The sequence below is a fragment of the Marinomonas ushuaiensis DSM 15871 genome (assembly GCF_000521805.1).
Taxonomy (GTDB): domain Bacteria; phylum Pseudomonadota; class Gammaproteobacteria; order Pseudomonadales; family Marinomonadaceae; genus Marinomonas; species Marinomonas ushuaiensis.
Map to the genome: position 1 here is coordinate 21,031 of NZ_JAMB01000020.1, position 19,640 is coordinate 40,670.

The 19,640-nt window shown below is 40.9% G+C and carries 20 protein-coding genes; 13 read left to right on the forward strand and 7 right to left on the reverse strand.

Features of this window, described 5'->3' with window-relative positions; all coding sequences use genetic code 11:
- The first annotated feature begins 2 nt into the window (after nt 1-2).
- Both prfA and prmC read left to right on the forward strand, forming a co-directional pair.
- A complete protein-coding gene (gene prfA / locus MUS1_RS14855; protein ID WP_036163868.1) occupies nt 3-1,091 on the forward strand; it encodes a peptide chain release factor 1 in 1,089 nt (362 codons plus the stop codon).
- A gap of 40 nt (nt 1,092-1,131) precedes the next feature.
- Nucleotides 1,132-1,977 (forward strand): peptide chain release factor N(5)-glutamine methyltransferase, encoded by an 846-nt coding sequence (gene prmC / locus MUS1_RS14860; RefSeq protein WP_036163870.1) that lies wholly within the window; start codon nt 1,132-1,134, stop codon nt 1,975-1,977.
- A gap of 96 nt (nt 1,978-2,073) precedes the next feature.
- On the opposite strand, the gene yaaA is transcribed toward prmC, so the two are convergent.
- Nucleotides 2,074-2,856 carry a peroxide stress protein YaaA gene (gene yaaA, locus MUS1_RS14865; RefSeq protein ID WP_036163872.1) on the reverse strand — a complete coding sequence of 261 codons (783 nt, stop codon included), beginning with the start codon at nt 2,854-2,856 and terminating at the stop codon, nt 2,074-2,076.
- A gap of 90 nt (nt 2,857-2,946) precedes the next feature.
- On the opposite strand from yaaA, the gene MUS1_RS14870 reads away from it, so the two are divergent.
- The 3 genes from MUS1_RS14870 (at nt 2,947) to MUS1_RS14880 (ending at nt 5,760) form a co-directional block, all read left to right on the forward strand.
- On the forward strand, nt 2,947-3,132 hold the full coding sequence (locus tag MUS1_RS14870; protein WP_036163873.1) for a hypothetical protein: 186 nt from the start codon (nt 2,947-2,949) through the stop codon (nt 3,130-3,132).
- A 52-nt stretch (nt 3,133-3,184) separates the two neighbouring features.
- Entirely contained in the window at nt 3,185-4,093 is a 909-nt protein-coding gene (locus MUS1_RS14875; RefSeq protein ID WP_036163875.1) for a hypothetical protein, read from the forward strand.
- Between the two features lie 119 nt (nt 4,094-4,212).
- The gene (locus MUS1_RS14880) at nt 4,213-5,760 is read left to right on the forward strand and encodes a methyl-accepting chemotaxis protein (protein WP_036163877.1); all 1,548 of its coding nucleotides are present in this window, start codon (nt 4,213-4,215) and stop codon (nt 5,758-5,760) included.
- Nucleotides 5,761-5,835: 75 nt separating this feature from the next.
- Here the strand turns inward: MUS1_RS14880 and MUS1_RS14885 are convergent, their stop codons facing one another.
- From MUS1_RS14885 to hemC, 4 genes are read right to left on the reverse strand one after another with little or no spacing between them, the layout of a single operon-like run.
- Nucleotides 5,836-7,068 carry a heme biosynthesis HemY N-terminal domain-containing protein gene (locus tag MUS1_RS14885; protein WP_036163879.1) on the reverse strand — a complete coding sequence of 411 codons (1,233 nt, stop codon included), beginning with the start codon at nt 7,066-7,068 and terminating at the stop codon, nt 5,836-5,838.
- Complete coding sequence (locus MUS1_RS14890; RefSeq protein ID WP_084035644.1) at nt 7,065-8,333, reverse strand: uroporphyrinogen-III C-methyltransferase; 1,269 nt, start codon at nt 8,331-8,333, stop codon at nt 7,065-7,067. The genes MUS1_RS14885 and MUS1_RS14890 overlap by 4 nt, the downstream gene beginning before the upstream one ends.
- A gap of 1 nt (nt 8,334) precedes the next feature.
- Nucleotides 8,335-9,087, reverse strand: coding sequence for a uroporphyrinogen-III synthase (locus tag MUS1_RS14895; RefSeq protein ID WP_036163882.1), 753 nt, complete (start codon nt 9,085-9,087; stop codon nt 8,335-8,337).
- Between the two features lie 30 nt (nt 9,088-9,117).
- Nucleotides 9,118-10,041, reverse strand: coding sequence for a hydroxymethylbilane synthase (hemC, locus tag MUS1_RS14900; RefSeq protein ID WP_036163883.1), 924 nt, complete (start codon nt 10,039-10,041; stop codon nt 9,118-9,120).
- A 167-nt stretch (nt 10,042-10,208) separates the two neighbouring features.
- On the opposite strand from hemC, the gene argH reads away from it, so the two are divergent.
- On the forward strand, nt 10,209-11,615 hold the full coding sequence (gene argH / locus MUS1_RS14905) for an argininosuccinate lyase (protein ID WP_036163885.1): 1,407 nt from the start codon (nt 10,209-10,211) through the stop codon (nt 11,613-11,615).
- Between the two features lie 55 nt (nt 11,616-11,670).
- Here argH and MUS1_RS14910 read toward each other — a convergent pair whose 3' ends face one another.
- Entirely contained in the window at nt 11,671-12,330 is a 660-nt protein-coding gene (locus MUS1_RS14910; RefSeq protein ID WP_156924902.1) for a hypothetical protein, read from the reverse strand.
- A gap of 267 nt (nt 12,331-12,597) precedes the next feature.
- On the opposite strand from MUS1_RS14910, the gene lptM reads away from it, so the two are divergent.
- The 6 genes from lptM (at nt 12,598) to trxA (ending at nt 16,643) form a co-directional block, all read left to right on the forward strand.
- Complete coding sequence (gene lptM / locus MUS1_RS15990) at nt 12,598-12,714, forward strand: LPS translocon maturation chaperone LptM (protein WP_084035645.1); 117 nt, start codon at nt 12,598-12,600, stop codon at nt 12,712-12,714.
- 14 nt (nt 12,715-12,728) lie between these two features.
- Complete coding sequence (gene lysA / locus MUS1_RS14915; protein WP_036163889.1) at nt 12,729-13,982, forward strand: diaminopimelate decarboxylase; 1,254 nt, start codon at nt 12,729-12,731, stop codon at nt 13,980-13,982.
- 10 nt (nt 13,983-13,992) lie between these two features.
- The gene (gene dapF, locus MUS1_RS14920) at nt 13,993-14,823 is read left to right on the forward strand and encodes a diaminopimelate epimerase (RefSeq protein ID WP_036163890.1); all 831 of its coding nucleotides are present in this window, start codon (nt 13,993-13,995) and stop codon (nt 14,821-14,823) included.
- An 11-nt stretch (nt 14,824-14,834) separates the two neighbouring features.
- Entirely contained in the window at nt 14,835-15,500 is a 666-nt protein-coding gene (locus MUS1_RS14925; RefSeq protein ID WP_036163892.1) for a DUF484 family protein, read from the forward strand.
- Entirely contained in the window at nt 15,497-16,210 is a 714-nt protein-coding gene (locus MUS1_RS14930; RefSeq protein ID WP_036163894.1) for an HAD family hydrolase, read from the forward strand. Before MUS1_RS14925 ends, MUS1_RS14930 begins: the two co-directional genes overlap by 4 nt.
- A 106-nt stretch (nt 16,211-16,316) precedes the next feature.
- A complete protein-coding gene (trxA, locus tag MUS1_RS14935; protein ID WP_036163895.1) occupies nt 16,317-16,643 on the forward strand; it encodes a thioredoxin TrxA in 327 nt (108 codons plus the stop codon).
- A gap of 57 nt (nt 16,644-16,700) precedes the next feature.
- On the opposite strand, the gene MUS1_RS14940 is transcribed toward trxA, so the two are convergent.
- Nucleotides 16,701-18,107 carry a peptidoglycan DD-metalloendopeptidase family protein gene (locus MUS1_RS14940; protein ID WP_036163896.1) on the reverse strand — a complete coding sequence of 469 codons (1,407 nt, stop codon included), beginning with the start codon at nt 18,105-18,107 and terminating at the stop codon, nt 16,701-16,703.
- Nucleotides 18,108-18,213: 106 nt separating this feature from the next.
- On the opposite strand from MUS1_RS14940, the gene tyrS reads away from it, so the two are divergent.
- Nucleotides 18,214-19,518, forward strand: coding sequence for a tyrosine--tRNA ligase (tyrS, locus tag MUS1_RS14945; RefSeq protein WP_036163898.1), 1,305 nt, complete (start codon nt 18,214-18,216; stop codon nt 19,516-19,518).
- Nucleotides 19,519-19,640 lie beyond the last annotated feature (122 nt).

Consider the following 19,640-nt stretch of genomic DNA (forward strand, 5'->3'; position numbering starts at 1 on the left):
AAATGAAAGAATCTATTAAGTTAAAATTAGAAAGCTTGTCTGATCGCTATGATGAATTGGCTGCACTATTGGGTGTGGCAGAAGTTATTATGGATCAAGATCTATTTCGCTCCTACTCAAAAGAGTACGCCGAGCTTGAACCTGTTGTGAAATGTTTTAATGAGTTTCAGCAAATCGATGAAAATATTGCTGAAGCCGAACTGATGATGACTGACTCAGACCCAGATATAAAAGAAATGGGCGTGGAAGAATACAAAGCGGGTCAGGCGCAAAAAGAAGCGCTTCAGTTGATTCTTCAAAAATTACTGTTACCGAAAGATCCTAACGATTCTAAAAACGTTTTCTTAGAAGTGCGTGCGGGAACTGGTGGCGACGAAGCCTCTATTTTCTCGGGTGATTTATTTCGAATGTATTCCCGCTATGCTGAGACTCAGCGCTGGAAAGTTGAAATCGTTAGTGCAAACGAAGGTGAGCACGGTGGTTACAAAGAAGTGATCGCACGAATCGTTGGTGATGGCGCTTATTCAAAGTTGAAATTTGAATCGGGTGTACATCGAGTTCAGCGAGTGCCCGCGACAGAATCTCAAGGTCGTATCCACACATCGGCTTGTACTGTCGCTGTTATGCCTGAAATGGATGAAGTTGATGACATCATCATTAATAAAGGTGATTTACGAATTGACACTTTCCGAGCGTCTGGTGCGGGTGGTCAGCACGTAAATAAAACAGACTCTGCGATTCGTCTTACGCACATCCCAACTGGCGTTGTCGTTGAATGTCAGGAAGAGCGCTCACAGCATAAGAACCGTGCGAAAGCGATGTCTTTGTTGGCGTCTCGCCTATTGGCAGCGGAGCAGGAAAAAGCCGCAAGCGAACAATCAGAAACGCGTAAATCTTTGGTGGGAAGTGGAGATCGTTCTGAACGTATTCGAACGTACAACTATCCTCAAGGTCGCGTGACAGATCATCGTATCAATTTAACCTTATATAAATTAGATGAAATTGTTACAGGTGATCTGAATGTATTGATTAATCCATTGGTTAATGAGTTCCAGGCAGAGCAGCTTGCAGCTTTAAGTGGCGATAATTGATTTTTCATGGATTTTTCTTCGGATAAGGTAACCATCTCGCATGCGAATTGATGTGTTATTAAAAGGCGCTTTAGAGCGCCTTACTTTTGTCTCAGACACGGCGCAGCTTGATGCTCAGCTTTTGCTTGCTCATGTGCTTTCTGTGTCTACGTCTTATTTCTACACCTGGCCTGAAAAACAAGTTGATGTAGAGCGTATTGAGCTATTCAATGGACTATTGGATCGACGGGAGCAGGGTGAGCCAATTGCTTATTTACTTGGACATCAAGCATTTTGGTCCTTGGATTTGGAGGTGGCGCCTTGTACTTTAATTCCTCGTGCTGATACAGAGCGGCTGGTGGAAGTTGTTTTATCACTTGTTGATGAGAGCCAGAAAGTAAATCATATTCTGGATCTTGGTACAGGAACGGGTGCGATTGCTTTGGCTCTGGCATCAGAATTGCCAGAATCAAACGTTGTTGGCATCGATTTAATCGATGGCGCCGTTGTGCTTGCTCAAAGAAATGCTAAGAAGAATAAGCTCAACAATGTAGTGTTCAAGCAGAGTCGCTGGTTCGATGCATTAAAAGGTATCGAGCCATTTAACTTCATCGTTTCTAATCCGCCTTATATTGACCCTGATGACGAGCATTTGTCTCAAGGTGATGTGCGATTCGAGCCTAAAAGCGCTTTGGTTGCAGAGAATCACGGTTTGGCAGATATAGAGCACATAATTAGTGTGGCTCCTCGTTTTATGAAGCCAAATGCGTACTTGGTGTTCGAACATGGCTATGATCAGGCCGAAGTGGTTAGAAACAGTTTAAGCCAAGCCGGTTTTGACCGTGTTGAGAGCTTTCAGGATTTGGGAAATAATGATCGAGTTACAGTTGGCCGTTGGAGTCATTAGCATGATCTGATGTCAGTTTGAGAGATTCAGGAATATAAAAGTATCAATTTTTTCTTTATATTCCTGAATATATTTTAAGAGCTGTTTCAAATATTGTTATTTCTTCGGTTGTGCGTGTTCTGGACGAATATAAACAGGAGCCGTTTCGGTTGATTGTTGAGGGGCGTAACGATAACCCGCCAAATCGAATGCTTTTATGTCTTCCAATGTTTTGCATCGATTTTCAATCAAATATCTCGTCATTAAGCCACGCGCTTTCTTCGCATAAAAACTAATCACTTTGAACTGGCCATTCTTCTCATCAAGAAAGTTTGGTGTAATTAATGTCGACTTCAATTTTTTCTTATTAACCGCTTTAAAGTATTCGTTAGACGCTAGGTTAACGAGTAGCTCGTTTTCTTCAAGAGAATCATTAATTTTATCAACAATAATATCGCCCCAAAATTGATATAAGTTACTGCCTCGTTTATTACTAAGCTTAGTGCCCATTTCTAAGCGATAAGCTTGCATTAAATCTAAAGGTTTTAGGAGGCCATATAACCCACTCAAAATTCGAAGTGAATCTTGTGCGTAGCTCATGTCTTCGTTACTTAATGAGTAGGCATCTAAACCTGTGTATACATCGCCCATAAAAGTATAAACGGCAGGACGACTATTTAACGGTGTATGTTCTTTTTGCCATTCCTGGTAGCGAGATACATTTAAGGCTGCTAGCTTGTCACTGAGTTTCATTAATGTCGCAATGTCAGCCGGTGTACAAGGTTTGATTGTATCAATGAGCTCTTGAGAGTCATTGAGCATTTCAGGTACAGTGAAATTGCTGTTATTTGGCTTAGAGGTTAAATCCAGAGTTTTTGCTGGAGAGATTAAAAATTTCATAAGTTTTCCATCTGCATGATTATGGCTTTGTTAAAGATTATCCATAGAGTGCCGATAGATATCCAGACAATGCTTTAATAGAGATAATTTATGAAGAATAATCTGATACTATTCCCTTCGCCTCGTCAGCGTCATGAACCTAAGGCAGAAATGCTTGAGCCGAGCGATCAACTAAAGGCACTTCGTGCAGCATTTGATCGTGCGCGTATTGGTTGGCCGCTCGAAGAGGCGGAATTGCCTGAAAATAATAAAATGCATTGCGGCTCAAAAAAGTAATTAGATAATCTTCTATTTTAACTTTGGGTTGCCACTTTAAGGTGTTAGCTCTATGTTGTTCCTTGTGCGTCACTCCCTTTTGTTTATGTTCTTTTTTGCTATATTAGGCTTTTTGCTCCCTACTTTATCTCTCGCGTTGTTTCCTTTCTTATCCATCGTTCTGTTTTGCTTGATGACATTAACCTTATTAGGAATGAAACAAAATGAACTCGTTAAGCGTTTAAGTAGTCGATCTGTTTGGGGTTATACCTTTTTGCATTCGATTGTTTTTATGGGAGTAGTTAGCCTTCTTGGGCGATGGCTGTCATTTAGTGATGATCTTTTATTGGCGGTTGTGGCGGTTGCAGGGACTGGGTCTTTATTTGCTACGCCGGCAATTGTTCGTGCGCTAGGCTTTGATAGTGTGCAAGCTATGGCTATGACGATCTCAACAACCTTATGCTTGCCTGTCGCAATCTGTATTACATTAGTATTTTATCAAACAGGGCAGGTGGATCTGGATTGGGTGAGTTATTTACTTCGTTTGGTCATCTTTATTTTTGGTCCTATGTTGTTTTCCTTTTTGGTACATCATTTTTCCCCTGAAGAATCATTGAATCGATTTTTAGTAAGAATTTCTCCTTATACTATTTTATTGGTTTTCGCTTTTCCTTTCGGATTAGTAGGGAGCTTCAGAGTTCTTTTTGATCAAAATCCTATGATGGCACTGAACTATTTTCTGATCGCTACAGGGTTGTGTTCTTTATTTTTTATACTATCTTTTATTCTGTATAGGAAAAAAGGAAAGGCCATTGCATTAACCGCTTCTATTACTTCTGGAAATCGAAATGTGTTACTAACCTATACTATTGCAGGTGCATTATTGGGACCGGCTTTTTTGCCTTTGGCTGGCGCTTTGCAAATTCCAACCTACTTATTACCAGTTCTTACTCGCTGGCTTAATAAAGTCTTGATTAAGTAAATTTTAAGAAATAACATAAAAGTCTATTATATTAAGAAAAATTAATATAACAGACTTTTATCTTCACTATTTGTTTAAGCTTTTATCTTTTTAGCTAAATTTTCTGGAAATAGCTTTTTATGCGAAAAAATACACCTGTTACTCATCAAGAAAAAACATTTAAAGAAAATGTTAAGCTAGTTTCCACAACAGATTTAGATGGAAATATTGTTCATTGCAATGACGATTTTATTGAAATTAGTGGCTTTGAAAAAAATGAGTTAATCGGAAGCCCTCATAATATTGTCCGCCACCCTGATATGCCTCAAGAAGCTTTTAAAGTAATGTGGGAAACCTTAAAGCAAGGAAAGGCTTGGATGGGGTTGGTAAAAAATCGTTGCAAAAATGGCGATTTTTATTGGGTGGATGCATATGTCACACCTGTCATGGAAGCTGGGAAAGTGATTGGTTATGAGTCCGTCAGAACCGTTCCAGATAGAGCAGATGTCGCGAGAGCTGAAAAAGTATATCGAAAAATCGTCGCAGGCAAGCGAGTTTTTCCAATCGCTGCCATGTCATGGAAAGTATTATTGCCTCTCATTGGTATAGTGTTAGCTGCCGTAATTGGAAGCGCCAACTTGCTCTATGGTGCTGGTATATTAATGGCTACAAGTTTGCTTATGAATGCGCTTTTTTGGTTGAATCATTCTCGCTTACACGTTGCGTTTAAAAAAAGACTTTCAACCTCATTTTTACACCCTCTAGCGGGAATCAGTTATTCAGACAATGCATTGGGTACTGCCACTTTAGAGGTAGGTATCAAAAGTTTATTATCTAGAATTGATGCAATATTAACTCGATTTGAAGATGAATCATTAAATGTCTCTGCGAAATCAAAAGCGGGTTTAGAGTTAACACAGGAAATGATGGCAGCAATGTCCAGTCAACAACATGAAACTCAAGATGTTGCGGCTGCTATGCAAGAGATGACAACGACGATCAATGATGTTGCACAACAAGTTCAGATGACAGCAGACAGTGCAAAGACTTCTTTAGAGTCTGCAGAGTCTGGTCAGAAAACCGTCCAAGAAACGCGCCAATCCATTCACCAGTTAAGTGAAACAGTGAATGATATAAGTAACACAGTGCAAGATCTTGCGAACCATTCTGAAGACATTGCTCAAGTTGCACAGATGATCGATCAAATCGCTGAACAAACAAATCTATTAGCCTTAAATGCGGCGATTGAAGCAGCTCGTGCTGGTGAGTATGGACGAGGCTTTGCAGTTGTGGCGGATGAGGTACGACAGCTTGCCCAAAGAACACAAGGCTCAACCCAAGATATCCATAAAATTATAGGCACTTTACGTGCTGGGGCTCAAAGTTCGGTGACGATCGCACAACAAGGCAAAGACGATGCTATGAAGGGTTTGGATAAAATTGTTGAAATGGAAAGTGCGTTTGTCAATATTGTTGGTGCTGTGTCAAATATAACGGATATGGCGATGCAAATGTCAACAGCGGTAGAGGAGCAGGCTCATGTTGCAGAAGATATTAATCGACAGGTTGTACGTATTTCTGACTTGTCGATAGAAAGTACAGAGAAATCTAACTTGTCTAATGAAAGCATTAAGTCGTTGCAGAATGTTGCCGAAGATATGCACGAGCTAATTATTCGATTTAAATAAAAACGAATTATAGTGAAAGAATAAAAAACGCCGTTATCAAAATAGCGGCGTTTTTGTTTGATTAAATAATGAACATTATTGAGGTAGTGGAAGGTCTTTTAATCGGCTGCTAGCTTGATCTAGGCTAATCATCATTAACTCCTGGCTTGCCTTTGAATCTCCCATTGCTTTGAGTAGGCGACTAAGTTCAGCAAGAGCTTCACTTTGAGAGTTTAGCGCGAGCGCTTGTTCGTAGTAGTCTCTTGCCTTGCCCCATAGCATCATTAATTGGCTTAAACGGCCGCAGGTTAAATATAGGTTAGCGCTTGCTGGCTCTTTCTTGAGCCAGTTTTCACAATTAGCCAATAGTTTTTTAGGACTTTCTTGATGAATGTTACCGTACTCAGTTATGAGTTCTTCGGACCACTTGTGGTTTAAACTACGGCGAATGAAGCTTTCCGCTTTGTTGTCATCGCCAAAGTTAATCAGGGTTTGTGCATACAGCAAACACATGTCATCGTCTTGGGGTAAGGTGTCGAGTTTGTTCCAAAGGCTCTCAACTTCACTTACTAATTCTTTTTTATTTTGACCTAATTTATTGCGGAATTTGATTTTATCCAATAAAGCGAGAAACGCGTTACGTTCAAGTTCTAACATATTGTTAATATCAAATATTCCATCTTTTTTTAGAGTGGGTGTTAGTGACAGAAGCGCATCCCAATCCTTTAGATTTGTGTAGACAGTAACCAGCATTTTTAAGACTTGCTTATGTTTAGGCTTGAGTTTTTTTAAGTGTAGTAACGAGGCGAGAGCGCTTTCGTGATGGCCTTGTTTTAATTGAATTTGACTTTGTGCAAAGCCAATTGCGAATTCTGCTTCAGGCGTGGATTTGTGAGCAGATCGTAATAAAGCTTTAGAGCGTTCTGGTTCGTCTTGTTCGCTTGCGGCATAAGCAGCACTAATATAATTAATAAGTGGGTAAGGGACTTTCTCAGCACTGTTTGTTAATAGTTTTTCGGCTTTATTCCAGTTTCCGCCAACTAATTCCAGCATACCTCGAATGGTATTTCGAGAGGCTCTTTTTTGAGCCAGATTACCTGTAACCTTTGCCAACGAATTGCCTGGTCGCAATGCTATAAATAGAATGCGTTTTATCCAGCTCATGACGAATAGAGCGACAACCAGACCAACAATCAGGACCCATAAACTGGTTTCAATCGTCACTCCGTTGTAAGCGACCAAAACGTAACCGCTATCTTGCCGCATAAGTAGCCCTAACATACCACCCACAGCCATCATGATAACAAGTAGGAAGAGAAGTTTTCTCATGTGTTATCTCCTGTATTTACTTCAGACGTATTACTTTTTTCTAGTATGTTAGTGTTTTCAGTGTCTGTAGATAAAGGTGCCTCTGAGGTATTTATCCCGCGGTTATTCCAATCTTTCATTAGTGACTTCATGGCAAGCAAGGATTCTCTTGGTAGAGGAAAATCAGGAGAAGGGTTGAGTTGTTGCATTATTGTGAGGTTTGCTAGAAATGAAACAACCGTATCGGTTTGAGTATCAAACTGCTCAGTAATTGCCTTCGCTACTCTAGATAGAGCTTGTTGATAAATAACTGGCTCACCTTTTATCAGTGCGACTTGCGCTATGTCTAGTTGAAGATGCAAACCGGTAATAAGCTCTTGATATTCTGCTGGTGGGAGTAACGCTTTAATCGGCTTATTGTCATAGTTAATGACAACAAGGGAGCGAATTGATTGCCAGAAACTTTTGAAAGTTGATTCGATTTTTCCGGTTGTTGAGTTATCGACTGGCTTTGCTTGAGTTGTATTTTTCATCCACTCTTTTGACGGCTCTCTTTGTGGAAGGCTTGTTACACTTTCATATAAAGCATTGAGTTTTAAGTAAGCGCCTTCGAGATCAAACGGACTAATAGAGCCTAATGCTTGGATATCTTTAGCTAACGCTTTGCGTGTTGAAAAAACAATAGGGTCTTCTAGCTCATTTAGAATGTCGTCAGCATTATTCAATAATGTCACAGCACCATTACTGTCTGATTCAAGTAATAAGCGTTGGTTAGCTAAGCGAATGAGGTATTCGGCTTCTGCCAACTTCCAATCTTCTTTTGTTGTGTTGTTGAGGCGATTAAGTTTTGCTTCAAGTGAAAGAAGTCTTTCATCTTGCTGAGTTTGTTGAATGACTAACTGTTGTTTTTCTGCTTGAGTCGTTCTGTCTGTATTTATGATTTTCTCAACCATTGTGTTTAATTGAACTTGATTGAGCGTGTTCGCACTTATTTTTTTATCTAGATTACTTTGTTGGGTTTTTAATTGCGTTATATCTTTAGGGGATGTGTTCTGCATGCTTTGGTAATACAGCCACCCGCTTATTGCAAGAGCGATGACAGACAAGCTAAATGAAGCAGTCACAAATAATTTCGTTTTCGCATGTGAAGGCGTCTTTTTTTGTGTTTTTTCTTTGTTTGACGGATTTTGCTTAGATTGATCAGATGGCGTATCAGACGAGCTTTTTACTTGTGTGGTGTTGTCACCCACAATGTCTGAGGTTTCTTGCTTTTTATTCTCTGTCATTCTATTTTCCTGTGTGAAATTCCGTCGCTTTTATTAAGCTGTTATCGTCGGCGCCATTTGCGCATGAGGCATTTATCCAACCCATTTCTTTTGCTTGCTGATTCACTCTGAGACTGGGTGTGAGTATCGGAAGTGTTTTCCATTCAGGCTTATATTGCGAAACGTATTCTGAAAGATTGCTTAAGTTTTCGCCACTGGTTACCCAGATTAAATTGATATCAGGCAACATGAAAAAAGTTTGAGCGTGGTATTCCGGTTTCTTTCTTTCATAAAGAGAAAGATAGCTGATTTTTGCGCCTTTCTCCTTAAGTTTATCTCCTAGTTCAGTTCGCCCGCCTAGTCCGCGAATAATCAGTACTTTTTGTTCTGTCATTTTTACCGGTTTGAGCCAGTCTAATAAGGCTTCCGTTGTGTTACCTGGATTTGACAAGGCAGGAATGCCTTCATTCAGTAACGCTTGCGTTGTTCCTTGCCCTATACCGATCCAATGTACACCAACTGGTAGCATCGGCCAGCAAGCATCCAGCCAATCACAAGCGAGTCTGGCTGCATTTTTACTGACGAAAATAACATAGTTAAATTCGTTAATATCAAATATTTGTGAACGAATAGAGGCTTTTTCTTCGGCGCCATCTATGGCTTTTATTTCTAACATAGGCAACGCCACAGGGTGAGCGCCCAAGGATTTAAGGCGTTCACAACTGATTGTGTTTTCTGGCTCTGGTCTAGTGATAAGAATATGACAGTTCTGCACGTTTTGTTGCCTAGCTATTTATAGCTTATGTTATTGATAGATGGCGTCTAAAATTGTACTAGCACCACGGGCGATTAAATCGTCCGCTAGTTGTACGCCAAGTGATTTAGCGTCATCTTTGTGACCATGGATTTCGCTTTGGATCATGGTTTTTCCGTCAGGGCTGCCAACGAGACCTCTTAACCAAATGGTGTCGTCAGTGAGTATTGCAAAACAAGCGATAGGCGCTTGGCAACCACCGTTCAGGCGCTCGTTAACGGCGCGCTCGGCGGTTACTCTAATGGCTGTCTCTTCATGTTGCAGGGGGGCTAGCATTTCAATTGTCTGCACATCATCAGAACGACATTCAATCCCCATGGCACCTTGACCACCTGCGGGTAAACTCTCTTCAGCCGACATTCTTTGACGAATTCTGTCCTGCATTTCAAGGCGAAGTAACCCAGCTGTCGCAAGAATAATAGCATCGTACTCACCGTTGTCTAATCTGCGTAAGCGAGTGTTTACATTGCCTCTAAGGTCTTTGATAACAAGGTCTGGGCGATTCATACGCAGCTGACAAGAACGACGTAAGCTAGATGTTCCTACCACGCTGCCTTTGGGGAGGTCGTCAATAGAATTGAAGTTGTTGGAGACAAACGCGTCCGTAGGGTCTTCTCGTTCACAAATGACGGCAAGGCCTAAACCTTCAGGAAAAGCCATGGGCACATCTTTCATTGAGTGAACGGCGATGTCAGCTCGGCCGTCCATAAGGGCTGTTTCAAGCTCTTTTACAAACAAACCTTTTCCACCAATTTTAGACAAGGGCGAGTCTAGAATTTGATCCCCTTTGGTTGTCATGCCAAGCAACTCTACACTGAGATTTGGGTATAAGGATTCTAATTGGGCCTTCACGTTATTGGCTTGCCAAAGGGCTAATTGGCTTTCACGGGTGGCAATCACAATTTTGTCTTTCACATTATCTCCCAAGAATGAAGTTGTTAGAAGAATATAGGAATTCTTCGTGCCTATTTGCCAACTATGATACTCGTTACAAGTTGAAGCGTCATCCTTCTGAGCTTTATAAGTAAAGTCGCTTAAGGTACTCTTGGCACCTGATTCAACTTTGTGTAGGAACCCATTGAATGACTGATACTACTAAAACCACTAACCAGCAATGGGGTGGTCGCTTTTCTGAACCTGTTGACGCTTTTGTCGCACGCTTTACCGCTTCCGTTGAGTTTGATCAACGCATGGCGAAACAAGACATTCAAGGCTCTATTGCACATGGTAAAATGCTTGCTAGCGTAGGTGTTTTGACTGCAGAAGAACGAGATCAGATTATACAAGGTTTGAATGAAATCGAAGAAGAAATCGCCCGTGGCGAGTTTGAGTGGTCGATTGAACTTGAAGATGTGCACATGAATATTGAAGCTCGTCTTACACAAAAAATTGGTATCACAGGTAAAAAACTTCATACCGGTCGTTCTCGCAATGATCAGGTAGCGACAGACATTCGTCTTTATATGCGTGATGAAGTGGACTTTCTTCTTGAAGAAGTGACTCGTCTACAGCAGGGAATTTTGAGTTTGGCTGAAAAAGAAGCCAATACCATTATGCCTGGTTTCACGCATTTGCAAACTGCTCAGCCTGTGACGTTCGGTCATCATTTGATGGCTTGGTACGAGATGATGCAGCGCGATTATGAACGTCTGGTTGATTGCCGTAAGCGTATTAATATTTTGCCTCTTGGTGCAGCTGCTCTTGCAGGAACAACCTACCCAATTGATCGTCACATGACAGCTGAGTTACTCGGTTTTGAGCGCCCAACATACAATTCATTGGACTCTGTGAGTGATCGCGATTTTGCCATCGAATTCACATCAGCAGCTTCTATTATCATGATGCATATGTCTCGTTGGGCAGAAGAAATGGTGATGTGGGCATCGGCTCAGTTTAACTTTATCTATTTACCTGATCGCTTTTGTACTGGTTCTTCTATTATGCCGCAGAAGAAAAATCCAGATGTGCCAGAACTGGTTCGTGGTAAAACAGGTCGGGTTTATGGCCATTTGATGGGCTTGTTGACCCTGATGAAGTCTCAATGTTTGGCTTACAACAAAGACAACCAAGAAGACAAGGAACCTTTATTTGATACGGTTGATACTCTCAAAGGTTCATTGCGTGCTTTTGCTGATATGATTCCTGCCATTGAATCTCGTAAAGAGCATATGTATGAAGCCGCTCGTCGTGGTTTTTCAACAGCTACAGATTTGGCCGATTATTTGGTTCGCCAAGGTATTGCTTTCCGTGATGCCCATGAAGTGGTTGGTAAAGCAGTAGGTTATGGTGTCAAAGAAGGTAAAGACTTGTCTGAAATGACGCTAGAAGAGCTCCAGTTTTTTGGTTCTATGATTCAAAGTGATGTCTTTGATGTGCTGACGCTAGAAGGGTCTGTCGCTGCTCGTGATCATATTGGTGGAACTGCTCCGGCTCAAGTATTGAAAGCAGTTGAGCGTGCGAAAGTAGAATTAGCTGATCGTTTGGCTTAATACATAGCGTATTTCTAAATGATAAACGGCGACTTGTTCGCCGTTTTTTTATGGGCTATTGATCAGGTGAGAACGGCGAATCTTCACCCAATATCATGCTAGGGCTAATGTTTAGTTCAAAGTTAAAGGATTTTTTTTGACCGTTGCATCCAGAGACAACAACAGCCCAAGGCTCCTCACTTCCAGGGTTAGGTATGCGCCAGCATACGCCTCGGATATTGACATAACGAGTACCGTCTGCGCCTTCTGTAATAGGGTATTCGATTTCTTTTATTTGTCCTTTTAAATATTCTTGCTGAGCGGTTTGGGACGCGGCAATCTTGTCTCTAAGCTCTTTAGAGAAAACACCTTCTAATATGTCTTTGTTCTCATCAGGTTGTATCTTTATGTTTGATAAATCCAATAAATTCGGTTTTGTGTTGTCTAAATACTCGTCTGATGTGTTTGTTAGGTCGTTGTTAGGCGTATGGCTCAAAAAAGTATCTGATGAACTTATATCGCTTTCAATTATAAGTTGGCTTTCTTTTAAAAAATCGTCAACAGATGGCAGTGTATTTGTTGCCTTATTAAACACGACATCTTCTTGGCTAACTGGTGTTCTCGGTGTCGCTAATATTTGGTTGTTTGTTGTATCAGGTAATAAAAGTAATGAAAAATTAGAGGTTTGAGGTGTTATATCAAGCTCATACTGGCTCTCTGATATTTTAATAATCAATATGTGTATAGCTATAGCAACTAGAAGGCTGATGACCCATGGTGCAATCTTTTTTCTCATTGATTTTTTGGAATCTCATATTATGACGGAGAACGTTTCTTTGTACTTGGTGTTTACATCAATAGCTTGTGATGAATATAACAAATTCAAGCAATAAAGGGATTTCTATTTTTAACCAAGGAATATCCATGTTATTGCCGTGCTGGGGTTGGGAAACGAACTGACTGCAAGGTATACTCTGGGTATCAAAAATAGAGAGATAAGACGATGTTTAAATTGCTTTCAGTATGTGTTTTAGCTGTGTTTTTAACGGCTTGCGGTAATAAAGGAGCTCTTTACCTACCGACTGACGCTATCAGTGAGCAGCAAGAGTCGTCTTTATAACTGAGGATTCCCTTTTGGACTTTTTTAATTATTCTAATCAGACTCTGCATGCAGAGAATGTTTCTTTATCTGACATTGCAAGCCAGTACGGTACGCCTTGTTATGTATACTCACGCGCGACATTAGAGCGTCACTACAATGCTTATGCAGAAGCTTTCGCCTCTCATCCAACGTTGATTTGTTATGCTGTTAAAGCTTGCTCTAATATTGCCATTCTGAATGTATTGGCTCGTTTAGGTTCTGGTTTTGATATCGTGTCTGTAGGTGAGTTGGAGCGCGTTCTTAAGGCAGGCGGTGACCCTTCAAAAGTGATGTTTTCTGGTTTAGGAAAACAAGCCGTTGAAATGCGCCGTGCGTTAGAAGTAGGCATCCATTGCTTCAATGTGGAATCAGAAGCGGAGTTGCATCGTCTAAATCAAGTCGCTGGCGAAATGGGTAAAATTGCACCGGTTTCTCTGCGTGTGAATCCAGATGTCGACGCTAAGACGCATCCTTACATTTCTACTGGTTTGAAAGAGAATAAGTTCGGTATCGACATTAAAGATGCCGTTCGTATTTATCAAATAGCCCACAACCTTCCTAATTTGAATGTGATGGGGGTGGATTGTCATATTGGCTCGCAATTAACGGAGCTTAAACCTTTCCTAGATACATTTGATCGTTTAATCGGTTTGGTTGATCAGTTGGCTGAGGTTGGTATTAAAATCAAGCATCTTGATCTTGGTGGTGGTTTGGGTGTTCGTTACCGTGATGAAGTACCGCCATCGCCGGCAGATTATGCTGAGCTGTTATTAGAGAAGGTTAAAGGCTTAGATGTTACTTTGGCGTTTGAGCCAGGTCGTTCAATTGCGGCTAATGCAGGTATTTTATTGACTCAGGTTGAGTTCTTAAAATGCTCTCCACATAAAAACTTTGCCATTATTGATGGTGCGATGAATGATTTGATTCGACCATCTTTATACAGTGCTTGGATGAATATTGTTCCGGTTTCTCTATTGCCAACGGCCGAAGGTAAGCGCAGTTATGATTTGGTTGGGCCAATTTGTGAAACGGGTGATTTCTTAGGTAAAGACCGTGAGCTTGATATTCAGGCTGGTGATTTATTAGCTGTTCGTTCTGCTGGTGCTTATGGCTTTACCATGTCATCTAACTACAACAGCCGTAACCGTGCTGCAGAAGTCATGGTAGACGGCGATCTTACTCATTTAATTCGTGCTCGTGAAACCATTGAGCATCAGTTAGCTGGTGAGCAAATCTTGCCAAGCTAAGGAGCGCATTGTGTTATTGAAATTTACCAAAATGCATGGGCTCGGAAACGACTTTGTTGTTGTCGATGCGGTTTCTCGAAAAGTGTTTTTTAACAAACAGCAAATTGAGCGATTGAGCGACCGTAATTGGGGGGTTGGTTTTGATCAACTTCTAGTCGTTGAAACACCTTCTAATCCTGATATGGATTTTCGCTATCGTATTTACAATTCGGATGGTAGTGAAGTTGAGCATTGTGGAAATGGCGCTCGTTGCTTCGCTAAGTTTGTGCTCGATAGAGGCTTAACGAATAAACATATTATTGATGTCGAGACAAAGCGCGGTGCGATTCAGTTGCGTGTGCTAGATAATGGATTAGTTACTGTCGATATGGGCGTGCCAAGTTTTGAGCCTGAAGAATTACCTTTTACGGCTGATACTTCTGATTCTCTTTACGGTATCACTGCAGGAACCGAAGAGTATTTAATAACACCAGTTTCTGTGGGTAATCCGCATGCAGTTTTAAAAGTTGATCAACTTGTTGATGAGCAGGTAGCGAATGTTGGTGCTCTTCTGGAGTGTCATGAGCGCTTTCCTAGAAACGTCAATGTTGGTTTTATGCAAGTCGTTAACCCAGCGGAAATTAATCTGCGTGTATTTGAACGTGGTGTTGGCGAGACTCAAGCTTGCGGGACGGGCGCTTGTGCTGCGGTTGTTGCAGGAATTAAGCATGGCTGGTTGTCCCCGAAAGTAACAGCGCATTTACGCGGTGGAGATTTGCATATTGAGTGGCAGGGTGAAGGGTCAGCGATTCTTATGACGGGGCCTGCAGAAAAAGTGTTTGAAGGTCAAATCTACATTTAGATAGAGGCATTATGAGCGAAGAGGAAGTGATTCAATATTTGTCAAATACGCCGGACTTTTTTGTCCGTCATGCTGATTTGTTAGAGAGTTTAACGCTTCCTCATCCTGTTAGTGGAAAAGTGGTTTCGTTACTTGAGTACCAAGTAAACCAACTTAGAAAAACGACTGCAGAATACCGTGGGCAATTTGAGCGCCTCATTGACGTTGCTCGTGAAAATGAATCGACACTGCAAAAGAGCCGCAGGTTAGTGCTTGCTGGTTTGGGGTGTGAGTCGCTGGATGATTTTTCTGTGATTGTGGGTGATATGGTGAGAGACGATTTTGATGTTTCTCATCATGCTTTGGTCTTATATGGAAGTTATCCAGATAGTGCGGTGAGGTCCCATATTTTGACTGAAGATGATGTGCTGTTATCTCATGCTTCAGGTTTCTCTGAGTGTTTTTGTGGCATGCTCCCGGCGAATGAGATGCAGTACCTTTTCCCTGATGATGTCGACGCCATAAGCTCCGTTGCGGTTTTGCCTCTTTTGTCAAGAGCAGGTGGTGACACTAAAAGGTGTGGTGTGTTGGTTTTAGGTGCTGAAAATAAGGCCGCTTTTGATAAAGAGAAAGGTACAATGTTTCTTCAGCATATTGCTGATCTATTAAGTGCGATGTTATTGAGGTTACAACCATGAGTGTTCTTGTTACTTTTGATTTGGATAATACCTTGTGGGATGTTACTCCTGTTATTGTCCGTGCAGAATATGCGATGGAATCATGGTTTGAAGAACGATTTCCTGGCTTTGCTCAACACTACTCAGTTTCGGCTCAAGATGAGCTGAAGCGAATTGTATTAGCTCGCTTACCGGACATTGCTTTTAATCTTACTGCGCTGCGTTTGGAGGTGTACAAGCTTGCCTTGAAGAAATTTGGGCTACCATCTGAAGAAGGGGATTTAATTGCTGAGTCTGCTTTGGCTCATTTCTGTGAGTGGCGACAAAAAGTTGATCTTTTTCCTCATGTTGTCGATGTGCTTGAAGAGTTAAGTCAAGACTATTCATTGGCGGTTATTACCAATGGCAATGCTGATGTGTTTCACCCTTATGTTGGTTTGGGGCAATATTTTGATTTTGCTATTCGGGCTGATCAATTGGGTGTGGCGAAACCCGATGCTGGTGTATTTTCTGCTGCAGCAAAAACAGCAAAAATGGATGTTTCCCAGATTATCCATATTGGAGATCATCCTGTTGATGATGTGTTTGGTGCATCAAATGTGGGGGCAAAAAGTATTTGGTTTAATCGCCATGGAGCTAGGCGCTGGGATGATGAGTGGGGAACATGCTCAAGTGCAGAAGTGCACTCTTTATTAGAGTTACCTACAGCGATTCGTTCCTTAATGTTATAGCTCTTCACTATAAGTCTAATTAACAATAACGCATTTTTACCGAAATCATTTAGTGGTACACTTAACAGTATTAATTACCTAGAAACAGATTTTTAAGGAACTTGTTATGAGTGAGAATACAATCCAAATCACTGACGCTCAATTTGCAGAAGAAGTGCTGAATTCAGACATCCCAGTGATCGTTGATTTTTGGGCCCCTTGGTGTGGTCCATGTAAAATGATTGCTCCAATATTAGAAGACGTTGCGGCAGAATACGCTGGAAAAGTGAAAGTGGTTAAGCTTAACGTTGATGAAAATCAAGAAACGGCACCTAAATATAATGTTCGCGGCATCCCAACTTTGTTGGTTGTTAAAGGTGGTGAAGTTGTGGCAACTAAGGTTGGCGCGGTTTCTAAGTCTCAGTTGATAGAGTTTGTTAACGGCGCAATCTAATCTAAAGTTAGAGGTCGTCTATAAAAAAAGCAGCCAAATGGCTGCTTTTTTTATATGTTAGTTTTTAAGTGATGCGAATTTTTGTGCAAAAGCAGGGGATTGTGAGCTAGCTAACGTCGCGACAATTTGCTTTGCATAAGGAAGATACTTTTTGAGGTCTGCTTTAGGCATTGGGTCGTCATTAGGAAGTTTTACTGTGACTGGATTTTTGTGAGTACCGTTTATTCTAAATTCATAATGTAGGTGAGGTCCTGTTGCCCAACCTGTCTGTCCCACATAAGCAATCACTTTACCCTGTTGTACTCTGGCTCCGCGTTTCGTGCTTCTGGCGAATCCATTTAAATGTGCGTAAAGAGTTTGATAACCTTTTCCGTGGTCGATAATAACAACATTACCATAGCCATTTTGTTTGCCTGCAAAGGATATTTTTCCATCGCCAGCCGCTTTTACTGGTGTGCCTGTGGCTGCAGCATAATCTACACCTCTATGAGGTCTACTAGTTTTAAAAATCGGGTGTAATCTATTTGGATTGAATTTGGATGAAATTCGAGTGAAGTCGACTGGTGTGCGTATGAAAGCTTTGCGCATAGCTAAACCATCAGGTGTGTAATAGCTTGCTCCTTTTTGTGTCGCGTATCTTATTGCTTGAAAGGTACGGCCGTTATTAATGAATTGAGTGGCGATGATGTTGCCATGTCCAATCTTTTCTCCATCGATGAATTTTTCTTCGTATAAAACGCTTAAACTATCTCCTTTGCGTATATCTAATGCGAAATCGATATCCCAGCCAAAAATATTGGCTAGCTCAATTAGAAGAGGTTGATCAATACCAGATTTCAATCCATCTACAAAGAGAGAGCTGTTTATCTCTGCTTCTTTGTAGGTTTGGATTATTTCCGGTGTCCTGAGAATATCTTCTCGATCAAATATTTGGTCGTTTCGTTTGAATTCCACACTTTCTAATCGATTTAATACGAGAGTAAGTTGAGTGAGTTCGCCAGAATTTTCATTCACTGTGAAATTAAGTGTTTGTCCTGGTTTTATTTGCAAGAGAGTTTTTTGTTTTTTATCTGCTAAGGATACTTTGTAGATATCTTGTGCTGAAATACCTTTTTTCGCTAGGACTTTGGATAAAGAGTCGCCTGGCGCAACAATTGCTGTTAGGTCTTTGTATGTTGGTGGGCTATTTTTTTTGGCCAGTGCTCCTGGTGTTGGAAGGTCATAGGTGGAGCTGGTAGAGTTCGGAAAAAGAGGTGTTGATGCAACAGTGTTGCTTTTAGGTGTTAGTTTTTGAAGGTCTTGGAGCATCAATTCAGATTGATTGATGATTTCGAAGCTGGCTTCAAGTGAAATGGTGTTTGTGTTGTCTGTTTCTTCTTCAGGGAATGCAATAAGCACTATGGCGAGAAGTGCACTCACGGTAGCAATTAGGAGTAAGTGTTTTGTAGGTAGTAACTTTGTCAAAATGCGTATCCAAAAAAATCTTTAATAAAGCCGTATAATCCTACCAACATTACTTTTATAATTGAATGCCTAAGTAAGATAAACTAATCAGGATTGGATCAAAATAATGACTGTAAGCAGTAAAGACCTTTTAAATGACTTGCAAGCCCGTGGACTTATTGCCCAAATGACGGCGGAGGATGAGCTAAAAAAACATCTAGAAGATGGAAGTCGTACACTTTATTGCGGTTTTGATCCGACAGCCGATAGCTTGCACTTAGGTCATCTTGTTCCTTTGCTTGTTCTAAAACGCTTTCAAGATGCAGGGCATAATCCGATTGCATTGGTTGGTGGTGCGACGGGATTAATTGGTGATCCAAGTTTTAAAGCGGCAGAGCGTCAACTAAACACATCCGATGTCGTTGCTGATTGGGCAGAAAAAATTCGCGGCCAAGTGAGTCAATTTATAAAGTTTGATGGCATACCAAATCCAGCGAGAGTGGTAAATAATCTCGACTGGGCTGGTGATATGAGTATGCTCGATTTTTTGCGTGAAATTGGGAAGCACTTTTCTGTTAATGCCATGATTAACAAAGAGTCGGTTCAGCAGCGCCTTAATAGAGAGGGCGCTGGTATTTCTTTTACTGAGTTTTCTTATGCTTTGTTACAAGGGATGGACTTTGCGGAACTGAATCGAACTTACGATTGTACTATTCAAGTTGGAGGGAGTGATCAGTGGGGTAACATCGTTGGTGGTATCGATCTATCTCGTCGTCAAAACCAATCTCAAGCATTTGGCTTGACGGTTCCACTGGTGACGAAATCAGATGGCACTAAATTTGGTAAAACAGAATCTGGTGCTGTTTGGTTGGATCCTGCTAAAACGAGTCAGTATGCGTTTTATCAGTTTTGGATGAATACAGCGGATGCTGATGTTTATAAATTCCTCAAATTCTTTACTTTTTTAAGTCTTGAAGAGGTTGATGCAATTGAAAAAGTAGATCAAGAAAGTACGGGTAAGCCTGAGGCTCAATCTATTCTTGCTCGTGAAGCAACAAAATTGGTTCACGGTGAAGAGGGTTTACAGGCTGCCGAGCGTATAACAAGTGCTTTGTTTAGTGGTGAGATGAATTCATTAAGTGAGCAGGACTTAGAGCAGATTCAACTTGATGGGTTGCCTAGTAGTTCTTTATCTGGATTAAACCTTTCGGATACGCCTTTAACTACGTTATTAACGGAGGCCGGATTGGCGCCTAGTGGTAAACAAGTTAAAGATGCTTTGCAGCGTAATTCTGTGTTTGTAAATGGTGTTGCAAAAGGTATGGATGATAATATGAAGGCTTCTGAGATGTTTGTTTCTGCTAATGGCTATTTTGATAAGTATTTTCTAGTCAAGTTAGGTAAGAAAAAGCACCATCTCTTCGTTTTATAAAACAGTTTGATTATTTGTCATTGTTAAAAAAATAGAAAAGACATTTAGGTGTCTTTTTTATTTTTTGATGTAATGAATAAAATTTAACACTTTGTGAAAAAAGTACTTGCACTAAATCTGTA

Bases quoted from the DNA above. Each gene is read 5' to 3' on its own strand.
- prfA (WP_036163868.1), top strand. From the start codon at position 3: ATGAAAGAATCTATTAAGTTAAAATTAGAAAGCTTGTCTGATCGCTAT.
- prmC (WP_036163870.1), top strand. From the start codon at position 1,132: ATGCGAATTGATGTGTTATTAAAAGGCGCTTTAGAGCGCCTTACTTTT.
- yaaA (WP_036163872.1), bottom strand. From the start codon at position 2,856: ATGAAATTTTTAATCTCTCCAGCAAAAACTCTGGATTTAACCTCTAAG.
- MUS1_RS14870 (WP_036163873.1), top strand. From the start codon at position 2,947: ATGAAGAATAATCTGATACTATTCCCTTCGCCTCGTCAGCGTCATGAA.
- MUS1_RS14875 (WP_036163875.1), top strand. From the start codon at position 3,185: ATGTTGTTCCTTGTGCGTCACTCCCTTTTGTTTATGTTCTTTTTTGCT.
- MUS1_RS14880 (WP_036163877.1), top strand. From the start codon at position 4,213: ATGCGAAAAAATACACCTGTTACTCATCAAGAAAAAACATTTAAAGAA.
- MUS1_RS14885 (WP_036163879.1), bottom strand. From the start codon at position 7,068: ATGAGAAAACTTCTCTTCCTACTTGTTATCATGATGGCTGTGGGTGGT.
- MUS1_RS14890 (WP_084035644.1), bottom strand. From the start codon at position 8,333: ATGACAGAGAATAAAAAGCAAGAAACCTCAGACATTGTGGGTGACAAC.
- argH (WP_036163885.1), top strand. From the start codon at position 10,209: ATGACTGATACTACTAAAACCACTAACCAGCAATGGGGTGGTCGCTTT.
- lptM (WP_084035645.1), top strand. From the start codon at position 12,598: ATGTTTAAATTGCTTTCAGTATGTGTTTTAGCTGTGTTTTTAACGGCT.
- MUS1_RS14925 (WP_036163892.1), top strand. From the start codon at position 14,835: ATGAGCGAAGAGGAAGTGATTCAATATTTGTCAAATACGCCGGACTTT.
- MUS1_RS14930 (WP_036163894.1), top strand. From the start codon at position 15,497: ATGAGTGTTCTTGTTACTTTTGATTTGGATAATACCTTGTGGGATGTT.
- trxA (WP_036163895.1), top strand. From the start codon at position 16,317: ATGAGTGAGAATACAATCCAAATCACTGACGCTCAATTTGCAGAAGAA.
- tyrS (WP_036163898.1), top strand. From the start codon at position 18,214: ATGACTGTAAGCAGTAAAGACCTTTTAAATGACTTGCAAGCCCGTGGA.